This is a genomic window from Eisenbergiella tayi, from assembly GCF_001881565.1.
GTDB classification, from domain to species: domain Bacteria; phylum Bacillota; class Clostridia; order Lachnospirales; family Lachnospiraceae; genus Eisenbergiella; species Eisenbergiella tayi.
In genome coordinates this window covers 93,243-111,497 of sequence record NZ_MPDJ01000008.1, presented here as the reverse complement: position 1 = coordinate 111,497, position 18,255 = coordinate 93,243, and the positions used below count along the sequence as shown (strand labels likewise).

The window sequence follows — 18,255 nt, the reverse complement described above, 5'->3', positions numbered from 1 at the left end:
TTTATATCAGCCCCGACCAGATAATATTGCTCACATTCCACAGCCCATCCGCATACCACTCTCCGGGACGGAACGGAACAAACCATGCCGCGGCAAGCTGTTCTGCCGGATCAATCACCAGAGAACAGGAGCCTGCCCCTTCATGCATATAGGTGCCTTTTGAATAAAGAAAACCAGGGCCTTCTCTTCTGTCAAAACCTATCCCGTATTTCCTGTCCGGTTCCTCTGCACCCCAGCAGTAATCCGGAGTACGGGCAAGAACAGAAGAAGTCATCTTTTCCACCGTTTTTCTTCCCAGAATCCTTTTTCCGTCAAGCTGCCCCATTCCAAGCATCATATTTGCGAAACGGATCAAATCTCCCGGTGTGGAAAAAAGCCCGCCTCCCGTATTGGGAATGTAATCCATCCAGGATGATAAACTTTGTTTCTCCCCTTTTACCGCACTTTTTATATCTTCTTTATCCTCTTCGTCAGTCACATGGATTCTTTTCAGTCTCTCCGAATCCGCAGGCAGAAAGAAAGTGTCCTTCATTCCCAACGGAGAAAGGATATTATCATAAATGTATTTTTCCGCCATTACTCCGCTGATTTTTTCTATCACTGCCCCCAGCACAACAAAACCATAACTGCAATACTGCCATTCTTCTCCCGGTTTTCTTCTCATGCCGCAGGACATGGAAGGCGTAAGCCAGTCAAATTCTTCTCCCGGCTTCCATTCTTTTGCCGCTTCCTCCATATATCTCCATACCGGGGCAAAATAGGGATTCGGAAAACATCCCGCATCCGGCTGAAGCCCCGAAGTATGGGTCAGCAAATGAAACAGATTAATCCCGTCGAACGGCTCTCTGGCAAACTGGGGCAGAATATCCCCCACCTTCACATCAAGCCTGGTATAACCATCCTCCACCAGCTTCATCAATGCCGCTGCCGTAAAGGTTTTGGTAATGGATGCGATTCCATGTATCGTATCCGGCCGCATGGAATCATTATGATCATAATAATGGGCCAGCCCCATCCCCTTTTCTGCAATCACTTTCCCGTTTTTTGAAATACAGTAGGCCGCGCCCTCTATTTCCCCTCTTTCCATCATCCGGGCAAAATGCTCATCTAAAGCAAGGATACGTCCGGAATGATAACCGGTTTCTTCCGGCAGACAATCTGTTTTCCCTTCTGTGATATGCAAGCTTATCCCCCCTTCTTACTGTCTGTTCTATTTGTGCCTCAGCACACTTCCACATCCATTTCCACATGCGCAAGGCCGGGATCCAAATCCCGTTCTGCAGACATATCAAACACCGGATCGCCGTTTATGTCAAAATGCACCCGCCTGATGCCGTCGCAGCGGAGAGTACTGTCCGGTGATGTTTCCGCATGGTATGCGATCATCAGATTCCCTTCGGAGTCCGTAAAAAAGGAATTATGGCCGGGACCGTATTCTCCCTCTACGGAATAAAAGGATAAAACCGGGGTGCCGCGTTTGTGCCATGCCGATTTATCCAGCAGATCGGCTCCGTCTTCCGCCGTAAGCAGACCCAGCACATAGGTGTAACCGTTGGCCGCGCCTCCGGAATAGGTCAGATAGATTCTGCCGTTGGCCGTAAAAGCATAAGGCCCTTCGTTGTTGATAGTATGGCTCACATTCTCCCAGCCATAAAGAGGGCGGGTGAGCAGGACAGGATCGCTTGTAAGCCGCCAGGGTTCTGCTTCATCCACCCGGGCAATATACAGCATGGAGCCTGAATCATATTCGGTACCGATTCCCCTTCGGTAGGACCAGACCACATAGGAACAGTCTCCCGATTTCAGATAGGTCATGTCCAGCGTGATACCGTCCTGCGCCAGCCAGCTTCCGTCCTTTCTCCGGATCCGGATCGGATCCTCCCAGCTGCCCGCATCCGTCAGGCTGCCGCCTTTTTTCAGCTTCATGAGGTGGCACTGCGGCCCCCACTGTGTGCCGCTTACCGCAAACAGTATGTAAAGCTCTCCGCCAATCACATGGAATTCCGGCGCCCAGAAGGTCTGTACCAGCCCCCGTTCCTCATCCAGATCGAGAATCAGGTGCTGTTTCACATCCTCTTTAAAAAGATCGGCCACAGTCCCGGCTTCCCTCACATAGAACCCCACATCATTCAGATTGTCATTCGTTGATATATAATAGTACCGGCCTTCCCACGGGAAAACTACCGGATCTCCGAATCCACAGGCAAGGGGAAAGGCATACTGCTCATTTATTACAGTTCCGGCAATCCGGCAGGTTCCCTTCCTGCCGAAATCAATTTTCCCCACATCCCAGCGGACACGTTTCTGTGCGGTAGAACCATCCGAATACACAACGGTCGCCTTTATCTTTTCCACAGCTTCCGCATCATGTGCCGGTATCTTATCCGGCACATGCACGGCAACGGAAGAAAGCCTGCTCCAGTGAAGGGCCGCCCTGTCACACAGGCTGCGGCTTACCTCCACCGTATTTCCCGCCTGGGCGCCTTCCGGCAGCTGCCCGGGATCTGCAAACCCCATTTCCCTGAACGCAATGAAATCATCCGTGGTCCACAGCAGAAGTCTTCCTTCACTCTCTTCATCCGCACTTCCGTTTTCATTCACACGGGAAGCCGTAATTCCAAAACCTCCCCCAGGCATGGGGAAAACCCTGGGAGCCTCCACCCCTTTGGGGCATATGGTATCCTTTTTATCCAATGTCCCCTCCGCAAACAGAATACCGTAGTTTCCATTCATGGCCTCATAATTCTCTCCATCCCTGCTGTATGCCAGGTGAATGCTGCGCGCCAGTCCGTCCGGATATAACCTCTCATCCGTTTTTCTTGTGTATACCATAATTCTGGCGCTCTTCTCCGCAAAATCTACTCCCATGCCGATTCTTTCCTTTCCGTCCTCTTTCCTCTCATTCTCGTGCTGTAACATCCATCAAAAACGCCGTCACTTCGTCTTCCGGCTTCACCTGTGCCCTGGGGCTGTCAAAAAAGGTCATCACAGCAGGCTTCTCTTCCAGAAAAGCTTCCCATTTTTCCATAGGAGTCCCGTCCGCGTCCGCGCCGTTAGGATCTCCCTTTTTTATAAACTCCGCCCAGTAATTGCACATCTGCCGGGCGAGGTCATAATGCTTTCCGGTAAAAGGCCTCCAGCATTTCGCCAGGGTTTCAAAGAAAAACCATAAATCCGAAGAATGGAAGGCTCCCGGATTGTCTTCCCCGGGTATCTCAGGGCCGAATTCGTATACATAACAGGGCTGCTTGGCCCCTGCCTTTTCCAGCAGGCTGCACATCCTGCGGATTCCCAGCTCCACGGAACTGACAAAGCCGTTTTCTTTGGCTGCTTCCAGTCCATCCTTCGCATGGATCAAATCCAGATATTCCTGCGCACGGTCTCCGAATTTTTCTTCCGCTTCCTTTTTCAGGGCATCCGGATCCTCCGCCTGGGGCGCCGTGAAAAATTCGTTGTTGGTGAAGCCAGTCATGATCGGCACATCCAGCAATTTTCCCGCTTTCATATTGTTCCAGTAGGTATCGGTCTGGTATACGCCGTCCGGGATGGTTCCCCAGAACGCGCCGAAGGCATTGTTTTTATCACGGATGAATTCTGCGGGAAGCGCCCTGGCTTCTTCCAGTGTTTCCACGCCGAGGAAAGCAAAAAAGAGTTTTCCCTGCTCCAGTAATTCTTCTTTTGTGAACCGCATACGGTCCTGGAAGGGATCATAGAAAATCCCGCTCTCAACAATAGCCTTCTGAATATAGCCCTGATTTCCCTGACAATTCAACTGAGCCAGCACGCTGCCGCCCCCTGCCGACTGTCCTCCTATGGTGATATTGTCCGGATCGCCTCCGAAAGCTGCGATATTGCGTTTTGTCCAGAAAAGGCCGTACTGCTGATCCAGGTTGCCGAAGTTCGCCGGAGCTTCCGGGTTTTCCTCCCACAGCTGAGGGTGGGTGAGGAAGCCGAATACGTTCAGCCGGTAATTTACCGTCACCACCACGATTCCCCTGCGTGCCAGCCGTTCCCCGTCAAATTCCATTTCCGCAGGATTGCCCCACTGGAGGCCGCCGCCGAAATACCATACATAAACAGGAAGCTTATCCTCTGTGCTCACTGCAGGCGTCCATACATTCAGGTACAGGCAGTCCTCGTTCATGGGGATGGAGGGATCCACATTCCATTCTCTTGTATAGATGTTCGTTTCATCCAGTCCCGGTATGCTCTGCATGGAAATGGGCGCAAACTCCAGGCAGTCCCTGACGCCGTCCCAGTCCGCTGCGGGCTGGGGCGCTCTCCAGCGCAAATCACCCGTCGGAGGTGCGGCAAAAGGAATTCCCTTGAAGGATATCACCCGGGGATCCGCCGCCGGGATACCCCTGACCAGACCGTTTTCCGTTTTTACTACTTTCAGCATATTGTCTCCTTTCTCACTTCACTCTTATCATCATTACGCTGCATGCAGGCATCGTGAACGAAAGCCCTCTGTCCGTCACCTGTATCTGCGTAAACGCTTCTTCCTTTACCTGTTCCGGCTCTTCAAAGGTATTATAGGACTGCATCCTTCCGCGCACAATTTTGGCTTCTATGCGGGAGGGCTCTTTCTTTGTCAGAACCACTTCTATCTGTCTGTCTTCCTCCGGGGACAGATTATTCAGGGTAATTGTCAGAACACCGTCCTTATCCACCGAAACGGATTCCTGCACGTCAGGCACCATCTCCTGTTCCTTCAGGCCGATTTTTCCCGCCCCTTCCAGCCAGCTTTCCACAAGCTCCGCATCCTGATGATGCTTATACATATGGAATACATGGTAGGTCGGCGTCAGGAGCATTTTCTTTCCCTCCGTCAGGATCACGGACTGGAGCACATTTACGATCTGTGCAATACAGGCCATCTTGATCCGGTCGCAGTGCTTGTTGAAAATATTCAGGGAAACTCCTGCCGTCAGGGCATCCCTCATGGTATTCTGCTGGTACAGGAAGCCCGGATTCGTACCCGGCTCCACATCATGCCAGCATCCCCATTCATCCACCATCATCCCGATTTTCTTTTCCGGGTCATATGTATCCATAATGGTGCTGTGGCGTGTAAGGACTTCTTCTATATAAAGAGCCCTTGCAAGAGTATTAAACCAGACTGCCTCGTCGAAGTCTGTGGCGCTTCCCTTATGGATTCCTTTTTCCACCCCGGCATAATAGTGGACGGACAAGCCATCCATAAAGCCGTGTGCCTCCGGGGGCGCAGGATTTCTGAAGCATTCCCTCAGCACCACATCCGTCCATTCATAGTCATCCGCATTGGCTCCGCCGCAGATTTTGAATATGGGGGCATTCTTGTCATAGCAGCGGATATATGTCTGATATCTGCGGTAAAGGTGGGCGTAATAATCCGGGGTCATATTGCCGCCGCAGCCCCAGTTTTCGTTGCCCACGCCGAAATAATCCACCTTCCAGGGCTTTTCCCTGCCGTTTTCACGGCGCCAGTCCGCCATGGGGGAAACGCCGTCCAGGGTCATGTATTCCACCCATTCGCTCATTTCCTGCACCGTGCCGCTTCCCACATTTCCATTCACATAGGTCTTGCAGCCCAGCTGCTCGCACAGCTCGAAAAACTCATGCGTACCGAAGCTGTTGTCCTCCGTCACGCCTCCCCAGTTGGTGTTGACCATTTTCTTTCTCTTATCTTTAGGCCCCACACCATCCTTCCAATGGTATTCATCCGCAAAACAGCCTCCCGGCCAGCGCAGTACCGGAACCTTTAATTCCTTCAGAGCCTCCACCACATCGGTGCGCATGCCGTTGACATTGGGTATTTCGGAATTTTCTCCCACATAAAGGCCTTCATAAATACATCTTCCCAGATGTTCGCTGAAATGTCCATAGATTTCCGGATTGATATGGCCCATTTTTTTATTTTCATTGATGTATAATGTAATCACGCTTTTCTCCTGCTCTCTCTTTATTTTCTTTTTCTGGGATCCAGTTCATATATCCTGCCTGTTTCCAGCATGGCAAAGGGTCCGGGCACCCGGCGTTCCCCGCATGCGTCCCCGTCAAAAGCATCCGCGGTTTCCATGGAGGCCTTAACCGGTAGCACCTTCTCCGGTTCTGTGATATAGTTCTGCCTTCCCGTGCCATGATGCCTCATTTCAGGCAGTCCGTCCGCCTTTTTCAATTCCAGGGTGAGTTTTTCCGTATCCACTTCGACCGTGAAAAAGCCCTCCTGCCCCTCTTTGTCAAAACCATAGAACTCCTGCCATGCCTGCAGATCCAGGCAGTTCTCCGGAGCGGGATACAGAATGCGGAGGTAGCCTCCCGGCATTTTCACATACAGATTGCCCTGGGAATCGTTATCTTTGGTGGGGAATTTAATGGCGGCTTCCCCGCAGTCATAGAACATGTTGTTCACGATCCTGGCTTCCCTTGAGGTACCTCCTCTTCCGTTTCCGGAGATACGGAAGGCTACAGGTTTGACAAAATATCCGGCGCTGCGGCATCTTCCGATAAAATTGTTCACCACGTGCAGACGGTCCGTGCCTTCGCCGTACACCGCATAGCCGTTGATTTCTCCGGTCTCTTCCATCTTGTACCAGCCCGTGGAGCCCGGCTCCGAAGGGATATCCTCAGGCCGGAACCGTCCTTCCACATTCCAGAAAATATTATTGTCTATCAGGTTGATTCCGTCTCTGGAGCATTCGATGAAAATGGCCTCTCTCTGCTCGATTCCATCCAGGAACAGATTGCGGGTGATCCGGTTATTTTCATTTCCCACATCCATCCACAGATGATCCGCCCGGAAGGTCTTAGTAAAAATATTCCGCCGTATCAGGCTGTTCACACTGTTATGTACCTTAATCCCTCCCGCTTCCCAGGAAAGCTCCATCTTCTGCCAGCCGGTTCCTTCGATCCGGTTGTCTTCTATCAGCAGGTCGGTGGCAAACATGCCTGCAATGCCGCACACTCCGGCATCGCGGATTTCACAGCCTCTCACCACCGTATGCCCGATGATCTGATCCTCCCGGAAGGTATGGTGCCAGCACTCGTTGCCGATATCGATCCCCACGCCGTTGGACCAGTCAATTTTACAATCCTCAATGATCCAGTGGTGTCCTCTGTAGCATGAAATGGCTCCGCGCTGGGGTACGGGCGCTCCCGTCGCCGCATGGGCACAGGTCAGGCCCTTTACCCTGATATAAGAAAGGAAAGGAATCTCAGGCGCAAAGCACTGTTCCCTGCACGTCAGTTCTATCTGGTGCTGTGCCGGATCGGAGTCATCCTCCAGCCGGAAGTGTACGGTCTGTCCGTTGGCCTCCACCCAGTAGGATCCGGGTGTGCTGCCGAGCTGATTGTACAAAGAAACCTGCTTCAGCGGCTTTCCGTCGCAGAATACCATGCCTCTCCGGTTTAAATAGGTCGTCATATCCGTCTTTTCATATTCGATAAAAAGACGGTCATGAAGGATATTTACGGCGCAGAAGGGATTGTAGCCCCTGAATTCATCGGGGTTGAGCCTTGTCTCCCATATCTGCAGCCCTTCCGGCAGGCTTACCTGTGCTCCGGGAGGTATCAGATTCCAGCCTTCGCTGCGGCGGAAATCATGTGTCTCCACAGAAGCCTTGATAACTACCTCCCCATCCCCAAAGGCTTCGAAGCTCACCATCTCCTCCGGGCCGTTTCCTCCGCATACCGGATGGACGCACTCCCGGTAAACACCGCCATGAATCCATACCCTGATTCCCGGCCCCGCCAGATTGGCCGCTGTCTGAATGGTCGCAAAGGGATGTTCCATGCTTCCGTCATTTTCATCGCAGGCTTCCGGATGGGCAGCATTCACATGATATTCTCTGGTGAATACCGGCGCTTTTTCCCAGAAGGCAAAGCGTTCCCCTCCCGGAAGGCGATCCTGCGTATCCCCTTCCACTCGTCCGGGTACGCTCAGTACTGCCTGATAAGCCGTTTTCGGCCGGAAACCGTCCTGGAAAAGCAGAGGAAAGCTTCGTTCTCCCCGGAAACCGGTGAGCCAGCTGTCATCGTCCTGCATTCCCCAGAAGGTCACGCCGGTCACATCGGCCGTCCCTTCCTTTTTGTTTCTTGTCAGGATGGTGAAAACCTCTCTGTAGCGGGCGGCAAGGGCCTCCATGGACGACGCCGACGGATCTGCATTATGGATATCCAGCTCCGTCACCTGAATCTGGATTCCAAGGGAACCGTAAACGCGGAGTGATTTTTCATATTCCTCCAGGTCAGGCGTGTTCATGGTCATATGGGACTGCATTCCCATGCCATCCACCAGCTGTTCCGAAAGCAGCGGCTTTAAGACCTGTTCGCAGATCACATCCCGTTTCCAGGGAATAAAGGTATCATAATCATTATAAAACAGGCTGACATCCTGCTTCGCATACTTTCTCGCAAACCGGAACGCCTGCAGGATAAAGTCCTCGCCCACGGTTTCCGTCCACAGGGAACGGCGCAGCGCCCCGTCCTCCACGGCCTCATTTACCACATCCCATGCATAGATAATTCCCGGATACTCTGTTTGGGTAAATTCCAGCACCTGACGGATATACCCTTCCAGCCTGGCAAGCATAGTCTCCCTGTCCGCAAGGGGAGCATTCTCTTCCCCGCGGTACCCTTCTGTGAAAAACCATCCGGGTGTCTGGTTATGCCATACAAGGGTATGCCCCCTCATTTTCATGCCATGCTCCCGGGCAAAATCCAGATATTTCCGTACGCCTTCAAAACATACGGCGGGACAGCGGTCATACTGCGCCGCATTCCTTCTGTTTTCCCCCTCATCCAGAAGAAACTGCGGTTTCATCTCATTCTCACAGGTCATGGAATCATACTGCGCGCACAGCTCCCCACAAGCTATAGCGCTCTCAAATACCTGCGCCGGAACGGCGGCCCCCATCCTGAAATATGGCTGATATACTGTTTTCAGACTCATGTCATTCCCCTCCCTCCGCTTCTGCGGAAAATCACAAATTACCGTAACCGTTCAGACAAGCCGGAACCGTTACTGTGTCCGTAAAAAGAGAAAAAGGGGCCGGCAACCGCCAGCCCCCACTTTTCTGTCATTCCTATTCTGCTCTTATTCTGCTGCTTTTCTTGCGTCAATGACTGCCTGATATTTATCGGTATCAAAGGCAACCAGGTCATTCCAGCCGAAGCCTTCCAGCTGTACGCACATATCATCCCACATCTTTTCAAATTCTTCATCGCTTGCTGCGAATACCATACGCCAGGAAGCATCACATACAACGCTCTTGCACTGGCTTCTGATCAGCGCGGTATCCGTATCGTCACTTGCAAGAGGAATATTTACATTGGCAACCATGCCGAGCTGTCCTTTGTCTTTCATATATTCCACTTCGTTCACAGCTCCGAATTTCTCCGACCATTCCTTTGTTGTCGCGGTCTGGTTCATCTCTATGGTAGATGACCATAAGTTGGGCTCAAAATATTCTCCTGTTACAGGGTTCTTTTCAGCGCTTCCTGCGATCCACTGGTTGATCTGATTGTTGCCGTCGCTCCAAGTGCCGCCGCCCATTTCTTCCGGAACCTGGAGATCTCCGGTAAAACGATCCTGTCCTTCTTTGGTCAGAGTATAGGTTCCATCATCATTTACTGTGTAAATAAAACCTTCCAGGCTGTTATGCTGATAGGTAAGCCCTTCGGGAGATGCAAGCCAGTCAAGCAGCTCCATAATCCGTAATTTCTTTTCTTCGTCCACCTGGGAACCAACGCCCCATACACGGCCGTCGCCATAATAGGAATCAGCTGTCTGGAAGAAGTTCAGATCCGCTACAGGTGTATACATATAATTTTCACGGTTCTGTCCGTGCTCCGGTGTATTCCAGAAACCATTCTGCCAGTTATACCAGAACAGATATACTCTCTTCTGTTTCATCTTGCTGTCACAGGCTGTGGTCCAGTCCTGAGTAGCGGAGTCCGGATCAACCAGCCCCATCTGATTGGCTTTATAGAAAAACTGAAGAGCTTTGTAGTAACCGCCGTTTTTATCCGTCAAAGGCATGATGGTATTGTCATTGCCAAGAAGAACGGATTCCTTTACCTGCTGTCCGAACCAGTTTGTCAGCAGATTGGCATTTTCAATACTTGTACCATCCCAATCCTTCCACATGGTAATTGCAAACGCTTTGTCGCCTGCTGCGTTGGTAGGATATTTTTCCTGCATATCCGCCAGCATGTTCAACAGATCATCTGTGGTTTTCAGTTCCGGACAACCCAACCCTTCATACAGATCCCACGGCACTCTGGGTGCGCTTAAAACCTCCGTGCCCACAAAAGCCGTAGGGCCGTTGCTGTTCATATTACAGGGAATCGCAAAAACGCTTCCTGCTTCCACACCGCTCATGGTTCCGTTGAACAGATCTATCTGTTCTTTATACTTGGTCAGGTTTTCATAGCTTCCGATAATATCGCCGATATCCATAATCAGGCCGGCTTCCACACAGTCCTGCATTTCGGAGTTGTCAATGATTACGATATCTCCCAGATTGCCCGATGCGCTTCGTGTCTGATAAAGGGAATTGGCATCTCCGGATACCTGAGGCGCGATAATGTTAAGCTGGATATTGAATTTGTCCTTGAGTACCTTACCGAACCAGCCGGCCTGTATTCCCTGGTAATTGGCGGCCTTATCATAAATTTCAATGGTCATCTCCGTATCATGGGATACCACAGGAGCTGCTCCCTGTGCAGCCTCCGTACCTGCGCTGCTTTCTGCTGCAGATTCTGCCGCTGCCGGTTCTGAACTTCCGCCTGCCGGCGCTGTTGTGTCTTTGCCCTGTCCGCAGCCTGCCAGAACAGTTGAAGCTGTCATGATTGCTGCCAGTGCCAGGGATGCTAAACGTTTCCTTTTCATCTTGAATCCTCCTTGTTTTCCGAAGAAAAATATGAGCCTCTGCGAACAGAGTATTTTCCTCCTGCTCTTTATTGAGTCTATCTATAACAGAAGTCGGTCTTCTGCTATTTTCTCAGCCTTTTACGGCACCGATCATGATACCCTTAACAAAATATCTCTGGAATATGGGGTATACCAGAATGATCGGTATAACTACGATTATTGTTACCGTCATCCGGACGCTGGTAGGCGTCTGGCTTGTGGCTACTGCCGCCGCCATGGAAGCGCTGTTATTGGTATTGGCAAGGCCGGCCAGCGAACTCGCCTGATTCAGATATTGATACAGAATGAACTGCAGCGGATAAAGCTTGGTATCCGTTACCAGAAGCAGTGTATCCTGGAAAGAGTTCCACTGGTTTACCGCGGAGAAAATCGCAACAGTTGCCATGATAGGCTTGATAACCGGAAGCATAACCTTGAAGAAAATCTTCATGATTCCCGCACCGTCAATCTGCGCGGCTTCCTGCAGTTCCTTGGGCACCGACTCCACAAATGTTTTGGTCAGTATAATATAGAACGGGGAGACAACTGCCGGAAAAATATAGCCCCAGAAATTATTCGTCAGATGCAGGTTCCTCATGGTGAGGTACCAGGGGATAATACCCGCATTGAAATACATGGTCGCAACCACCAGCCGGTACCAAAGCTTCCTGTGCCACATATTATCCTGAGTAAACATAAAGCCCAGGAAGGCGGAGGCTCCTACCGTACCCACCGTACCGATAATGGTCCTCAGCACGGATATTTTGGCCGCCTGGAAAAGGCCGTCAATGCGCAGCGCACTGAGATAGTTTTTAAAATGAAGCCCCTTCGGCCAGAACAGAATCACACCGCGTGCACTCAAATCATTGGCACTTATGGTATTTATGAAAATATAGTAAAAAGGATAAATACAAATTAAGGCACAAAGGGCAAATATGATATAGCAGACAACAGCCAGCATATTATCGCCGAAGCTGTGGTGCATTTTAGTTTTAAGAACTTTTTCCCTGCTCATTTTTTCCTCCTCTTCCCTACAAAAAGCTTTCGCCGCGTATCAGCTTGGACATGGTATTGGCAAAGAACAAAAGAATGAGACTGACAACACTCTTAAGCATACTGATTGCAACGGATACGGAATAGCTTCCGCTTCCCATCGCGGTGTTGTATACGTAAAGGTCAAGCACCTGGATCGTCTCTTTGTTAAAAGCATTCTGGAATACATAGTACTGTTCCATACCGTTTGAAAGGAAGTTCGCGATATTGAGCATCAGCAGTACAAAGTATGTGGGAAGGAGGCTCGGAATCGTGATATACCAAATCATCTGCAGCCTTGACGCACCGTCCACCTTTGCCGCCTGGTACATTTCATCATCAATCCCGGAAATCGCCGCTATGTACATGATGGCCGACCAGCCCAGGTTCTTCCATGTAAGCCACAGCCACATCGTCAGCCATACATGTTCGGAGGACTGGAGAAAAAGAATCGGCTCCGTAGTAATCCCCAGTGTCTGAAGCAGGGTATTCGCCATACCTGTGCTGTTGAAAAGGCTGTATGCCACGGAATATACAAGCACCCAGCTGATGAAGTTGGGAAGCGTGGTCACTGTCTGCACGAATTTCCGGAAGGGCACACACCGCAGCTCATTCATAAATACGGCAAATATCATGGGCAGCCAGGAGGTTGCCAGCGTAATGCCGCTCATGGCAAAGGTATTTTTAAGCACCTGCAGAAGCTGATTGATTTTAATAGGATTCTCCACCAGAGACTTGAACCATTTCAGCCCCACAAAGTCATGGATGGAAAATGGTTTCGGCGGTTTGTAATCAAAAAATGCGTATACCCAGCCGTACAGCGGATAATAGGCAAAAATTAAAACCAGCACAATAAAGGGCAGTACATAAAGGAACATTTTGAAAGAATTCCATTTTTTCTTGTTTTGAAAAAGACTCATACTTCTCTCCCTTCTCCCAAAGAGTTTACATTTTGTTTATCGTTAAACCTTTGTTTAAATGGATTATATAACTCTTCCACCATGAATGTCAATATATGTTTTAATATATTATGATTTTTATACAATTTACACATATTTCTATTTACTTAAACGATTTAGAAATTTTCTATTTGTGTTATTTTTATGTTATTTGCACTAAAATCTACATATGTATCGTTTTACCAGTTTTTATATTCTGTATTTACAGTAATGGAAAATGCATTTCTATTTTCATCTGCCATAAAGACTTCTGTCACATCAAGATGTCATCCGTATCTCTTTCAAACGGTATCCATCAAAAAAAGGTGCATGGCCATTATTATAATTTCCATACACCTTACTGTTACTATATAATTTTGTTTTGTGTTTTTTATGGCTGCTTCCTTTTCACCGAATTCCGCAGCACGATAGAACAGGGAATCTTGATTTCAGCCGCCTTTTCATCCGCAGCCTCCGCCTCCTTCTCCTCACCGCCGATCCTCTCCAGCAGCATCTCTGCCGCCTTATGCCCGATCTCGGAAAGAGGCAGGCTCATCGTCGTCAGTGCCGGACGGATATATTCCGACAGATCCTGATTATCGAAACCGGTAACTGAAATATCCTCTCCGGCCCTCAGCCCATGCTCCTCCAGGTAATCATAAACACCGCCCGCCATGCGGTCCGCCATACAGAAGATCGCCGACACGCCCGCATCCACAAGCGGCCCTGCCTGTTCATATCCTGATTCCCGATCCCAGGCTCCGTAACGGACCCAGCCCGGATTATAGGGTACCTGCTCCTCAAACATCGCTTTCTGGATCCCCAGAAGTCTTTTCTGGGTATGAATATTATCCGCCCGTCCGCCGATGATGCCTATTTCCCGGTGTCCCATGGAAAGCAGGTACTTCATCATATCATAGCCGCCCTTTTCCTCTTCAATCACCACCGACGGAATCCAGTCGGCATTCGTATAGGCATATGCCAGCACCACCGGCATGGAAAAATCCTCCGGGAAAAAATGAATGATCCTCGCATGCCCCGCCACATAAATCACCCCGTCCACTTTAATGGAACGCAGCTCCTGCAGCGCAGGCTCCAGCACGGAACGGTAGGCTTCCTCGTTATTGTACCAGGATTCCTTCCACCTCGCATACAGACGAAGGTTCTGCACGATTGTCCGATACCCCTTTTCTTCACAGCAGGCCATAATGCTTTCTATCATTCCGGGCGTACTGAACTGGGAAATATCTTCCGCAATGATTCCTATCGTTTTTGTCTTCTGGTTTCTCAGCCCCTGAGCGATATAATTAGGCTGATACCCCCTTTTCTTCACCACATCCAGGACTCTGAGCCTGGTTTCTTCGCTGACCTTCGGCTTCCCGTTCAGTATATTGGAGACTGTGGTTGCTGAGACATTACACTCTCTCGCAATTTCCTTTAATGTAACCATAATTATAATAGCACCCTCTCTTTTCCTATTACAAGTTTTACGTTAAACAAAATAATGCCCTTATTTTCTTTTTCAGGCATTCCCCTTTTTCTGAATTCAATAAGGAATTATAGCATTATTGGCCCCATCACGCAAGGAGCATTCATTTTTTCGGCAGGTTTACAGAAAAACCTGTATACATCCGCTGTAAACCAACTGAAGCTTGTTTCCCTTTGGCTAATATGTTACAATTCTTTCACACGAAAGCGGTATTAGTATAACCTGACTAAGATCGGGGCCCCATGGTTCCCGTTTTTTTGCCGCCGTTTGGCGTGGAGGGGGACACATATGGATAAGAGGACAACAAACCTTTTTGCAAATGTAAAGCAGCGTCTGCTGGCAGGGCCGGGAAAGTTTCTGGATAACCTTCCCCTCGCCAGAAAACTTATGCTACTCTATTTATGCTGTGTCCTGCTCCCTTTGATCCTGACTGACAGCGTAATCATTTACATGACGGTACGCGCCGAGCACAATACCAGCCGGCATGAAATGGAAAATATCGCGGACGCTATCAAATACAGCCTGAGCAACCGTATGGATAATGCCGCCAATCTTTCTCTGAATATTTACAGCAATAAATATATCAATGCCTTTCTGGAAGCCGACTACCAATCCCCCCTGGACTACTTTGAACGCTATCAGGATTTTCTGAAGGATTCCCTTTATGAAGCCAGCGTCGTGACAAGCAATTATCAGATCGTGATGTATACGGATAATCCCGGTATCGTTAACGGCGGCAGCTTCTGGAACCTGGATACCATAAAAGGAGAACAGTGGTACCGGGATTTTATAGATTCCGGCCAGGAAATTCTCGCCTATCCCTACTATGAATCCTCCGTCACCTCTTCACAGCGGAAAATATCCATCATCCGCAGAATGGACTACTATCATAAAGGCTCCGGCCCCAACCTGGTGAAAATGGATCTGGACTACAGCAGTATGTCCCAGAGTATCGTAAACGCCAAATACAGCTTTCTCGTTTATATCTGCGACGGGGACACTATCCTCTTTTCCAACGACGGGCACGGCGGCATGGGAAAGCCCTATGAGACCTTCACCTCCGACCTGCTGAAGAAAACAGGGATTTCAAAGAGCATGAATGTATACGGACGGGTATGGAATATTTATGTCCTGAACAGGGAATTAAGCGCCCTTGCTCTCATAAAAAACAATTTCCAACTTCTGATTTTCCTTCTGTGTCTGAACCTGCTTCTGCCGGCCCTGCTGATGACCGGCCTGAACCATTCCTTCACCTCACGGCTCATGGAGCTTGGCGCCGCTTTTGAAAAAGGCGGCATCGATGAACTGAAAGCCCTGCCCGCGGTGCGGGGAAAGGATGAAATCGGAATCCTTATGGAAAGCTATAACCTGATGGCCGGCCGTATCAACGACCTGATACAGACCGTTTACAAGGACAGGCTCAAGGAACAGGAAATGGATATCGCCAGACAGAAAGCGGAGCTTCTGGCCCTCCACAGCCAGATCAATCCCCATTTTCTCTTCAACGCCCTGGAAAGCATCCGCATGCACAGCCTGCTGAAAAAGGAGCTGGAAACCGCCGGCATGGTGGAAAGGCTGGCTCTGATGGAACGCCAGTATGTTGACTGGGGAACGGATTCCATCAGCATCCATGAAGAAATACAGTTTGTGGAAGCTTACCTGGAGCTTCAGAAATACCGGTTCGGCAATCGCCTTTCCTACCAGATAGAAGTGGATGACTCCTGCCGGGGATACTGTGTCCCCAAGCTGACCCTGGTCACTTTTGCCGAAAACGCCTGTGTCCACGGGCTGGAAAACAAAACCGCGGCGGGCTGGATTTTCGTCCGCTGCTACTGTGACGAAGGCGTACTCTGTATGGAGGTGGAGGATACCGGCCACGGAATGAGCCCGGATTTGGTCCGTGACATGCAGGAAAACATGAATAATGCCAGCATGCAGCTGCTCAAGGAAAACCGCCGGGTGGGAATTATGAACGCCTGTCTGCGGCTGCGTATGGCCACAGGCAATCAGGCCTGTTTTGAGCTGGAAAGCGAAAAAGGCTCCGGCACTATCATCACGATCAAAATTCCCGTGGAAGCACTCCATAAAAAAGCATGGAAACAGAATGAAAATTTATAAATGATACAGAAGGAGGTACCTGATGCTTCGCATATTATTTGTTGATGACGAGCCCTTTATCCTGCAGGGGCTTTCCGTCCTGATCGACTGGGAAAAGGAAGGATTTGAAATTGCGGGGACCGCGGCAAACGGCCTGGAAGCCATCCGGTTTCTGAAAAACAATGAAGTGGATCTGATACTGGCCGATATCCGGATGCCCGCCATGTCCGGCCTGGAGCTTCTGGAAAAGCTGAGGACAGAAGGCATTTCCGATGCCTATTTTATCATTTTAAGCGGATACAGTGATTTTGAATATGCAAGAAAAGCGCTCCAGTACGGCTGCATGGATTATATTTTAAAGCCGGTACGAAAGACGGAGCTCATAGCCGCTCTCGACAAGGTGAAGGCCGAAAGCAGTCTGACCCTCCGGAAAAAGGAAGAGGAAGCCCTTCAGGAAAAGGCATATTTTGCGCGAAACCTCATCGCCATTATCTGCGGCAAATACGATCAGATGAACCTGGAATATGTGACCGCAAAGATGCGTACGGACGGCGGCATCCGGTATATCGATATTGAAATTGATGACCGTAATGAGGAAGGCTCCGAATACGTGCCGCCCAAAACAGAGGAAGAAAAAAGGAAACTGCAGAGGCTTCTGTACCAATCCTGTCTGGACTTTCTGGGAGAAGACGGCTGGCACTGCATTTTCGATGTATCCAGCAATGAAAGGGATTATGATATCGGCCTGATCTACTGTGACTATATGGCGCAGGAAGCCGGAATGAACGAGCAGGATTATCTCGACAGCTTCCTGGGCAGCATTCAGGAAGCCATCAAGCATCCGGTCGTCATGTTTGTGGGAAACCGTGTGGATCATATATCCGGTCTGTCCGAATCCTACCGGACCGCCAATATCGCCCGCTCCTTCCAGAATTTCCATGTTGACGGGATGAACCAGTGCATTTCCTGGTATGAGGAACAGGAACGGACGGAAGGCAGAAGCCTGCTTTTCAAGGCCAGCCTGGACGATCTGGCCAGGGCTGTGGAACAGAATGACAAGGAACGGATACCGGGCCTTGTGGATCATCTGTATGATGAAATCAATCAGAATGCCATGGATGCCAAGCTTGTGAGCCTCAATATCGACTATCTCCTCTTTCAGCTTGTCCATCTGGCACAGGCCCAGGATCCCAATGTGAACCAGGAGGAAATCCTGGAATTTATCAGCGGAAGCGCTTTTGACTCTGGTACCATGAGAGGCAGCCGGATGCATCTGAAGCGTTTTGCCGAAGAATATGCGGATTACCTTTCCCAGATCAGGGGGAAAACGATACGCGGCGGCGTTCTCGGAGAGGTGGAGCAATACATCCGGGAACATTATTCGGAAAACCTGACCCTGAAGGAGCTGGGCCAGAACTATTACATAAACAGCGCTTATCTGGGACAGCTGTTCCGGAAAACCTATGGCGTCTCCTTTAAGGATTACCTGAATAATTACAGGATCGAAATGGCCGCCTCCTTTCTCCTTCATACGGACATGAAGAACTATGAGATCATGGAAAAGGTCGGTTACCATGATCTGGACTATTTTATCAATAAATTTATCGCGGCAAAGGGCTGCACCCCGGCCAGATTCCGGAAAAAATGCAGAGAATAGCACCGGCCGGGAGCACAGTTCTTTGTCCACTTATCAAAAAAGCCCTGATAAATTACAGTTCAATTGTGCAACTATAATTTGTCAGGGTTTTTTATGTATTTTCTCAGGTTGTTGTTTTGTGTAGTTGGTATAGAATAAATACACAAGG

At 49.7% G+C, this 18,255-nt stretch carries 11 protein-coding genes; 2 read left to right on the top strand and 9 right to left on the bottom strand.

Going from position 1 to position 18,255, the window contains the following annotated elements; all coding sequences use genetic code 11:
• Window position 1: 1 nt before the first annotated feature.
• The 9 genes from BLA28_RS25540 to BLA28_RS25495 form a co-directional block, all read right to left on the bottom strand.
• Window positions 2-1,183 carry a serine hydrolase domain-containing protein gene (locus BLA28_RS25540; protein ID WP_069157000.1) on the bottom strand — a complete coding sequence of 394 codons (1,182 nt, stop codon included), beginning with the start codon at window positions 1,181-1,183 and terminating at the stop codon, window positions 2-4.
• 38 nt (window positions 1,184-1,221) lie between these two features.
• The gene (locus BLA28_RS25535; RefSeq protein WP_169897301.1) at window positions 1,222-2,868 is read right to left on the bottom strand and encodes a family 43 glycosylhydrolase; all 1,647 of its coding nucleotides are present in this window, start codon (window positions 2,866-2,868) and stop codon (window positions 1,222-1,224) included.
• Window positions 2,869-2,899: 31 nt separating this feature from the next.
• Entirely contained in the window at window positions 2,900-4,402 is a 1,503-nt protein-coding gene (locus BLA28_RS25530) for a carboxylesterase/lipase family protein (RefSeq protein ID WP_069156998.1), read from the bottom strand.
• A 13-nt stretch (window positions 4,403-4,415) separates the two neighbouring features.
• Complete coding sequence (locus BLA28_RS25525; protein ID WP_069156997.1) at window positions 4,416-5,924, bottom strand: alpha-N-arabinofuranosidase; 1,509 nt, start codon at window positions 5,922-5,924, stop codon at window positions 4,416-4,418.
• 20 nt (window positions 5,925-5,944) lie between these two features.
• On the bottom strand, window positions 5,945-8,932 hold the full coding sequence (locus tag BLA28_RS25520) for an endo-1,4-beta-xylanase (RefSeq protein WP_081329943.1): 2,988 nt from the start codon (window positions 8,930-8,932) through the stop codon (window positions 5,945-5,947).
• 144 nt (window positions 8,933-9,076) lie between these two features.
• The gene (locus tag BLA28_RS25510; protein ID WP_069156996.1) at window positions 9,077-10,873 is read right to left on the bottom strand and encodes an extracellular solute-binding protein; all 1,797 of its coding nucleotides are present in this window, start codon (window positions 10,871-10,873) and stop codon (window positions 9,077-9,079) included.
• 112 nt (window positions 10,874-10,985) lie between these two features.
• Window positions 10,986-11,909 (bottom strand): carbohydrate ABC transporter permease, encoded by a 924-nt coding sequence (locus tag BLA28_RS25505; RefSeq protein WP_009253548.1) that lies wholly within the window; start codon window positions 11,907-11,909, stop codon window positions 10,986-10,988.
• A 16-nt stretch (window positions 11,910-11,925) separates the two neighbouring features.
• Window positions 11,926-12,846, bottom strand: a complete 921-nt coding sequence (locus BLA28_RS25500) for an ABC transporter permease (protein WP_009253549.1) — start codon at window positions 12,844-12,846, stop codon at window positions 11,926-11,928.
• A 409-nt stretch (window positions 12,847-13,255) separates the two neighbouring features.
• Window positions 13,256-14,314 carry a LacI family DNA-binding transcriptional regulator gene (locus BLA28_RS25495; protein WP_044972173.1) on the bottom strand — a complete coding sequence of 353 codons (1,059 nt, stop codon included), beginning with the start codon at window positions 14,312-14,314 and terminating at the stop codon, window positions 13,256-13,258.
• 327 nt (window positions 14,315-14,641) lie between these two features.
• Between BLA28_RS25495 and BLA28_RS25490 the strand changes: the two genes are divergently transcribed.
• Window positions 14,642-16,471: a sensor histidine kinase gene (locus tag BLA28_RS25490; RefSeq protein ID WP_081329942.1), complete on the top strand. Its 1,830-nt coding sequence runs from the start codon at window positions 14,642-14,644 to the stop codon at window positions 16,469-16,471.
• 22 nt (window positions 16,472-16,493) lie between these two features.
• The gene (locus BLA28_RS25485) at window positions 16,494-18,107 is read left to right on the top strand and encodes a response regulator transcription factor (RefSeq protein ID WP_069156995.1); all 1,614 of its coding nucleotides are present in this window, start codon (window positions 16,494-16,496) and stop codon (window positions 18,105-18,107) included.
• Window positions 18,108-18,255: the final 148 nt, after the last annotated feature.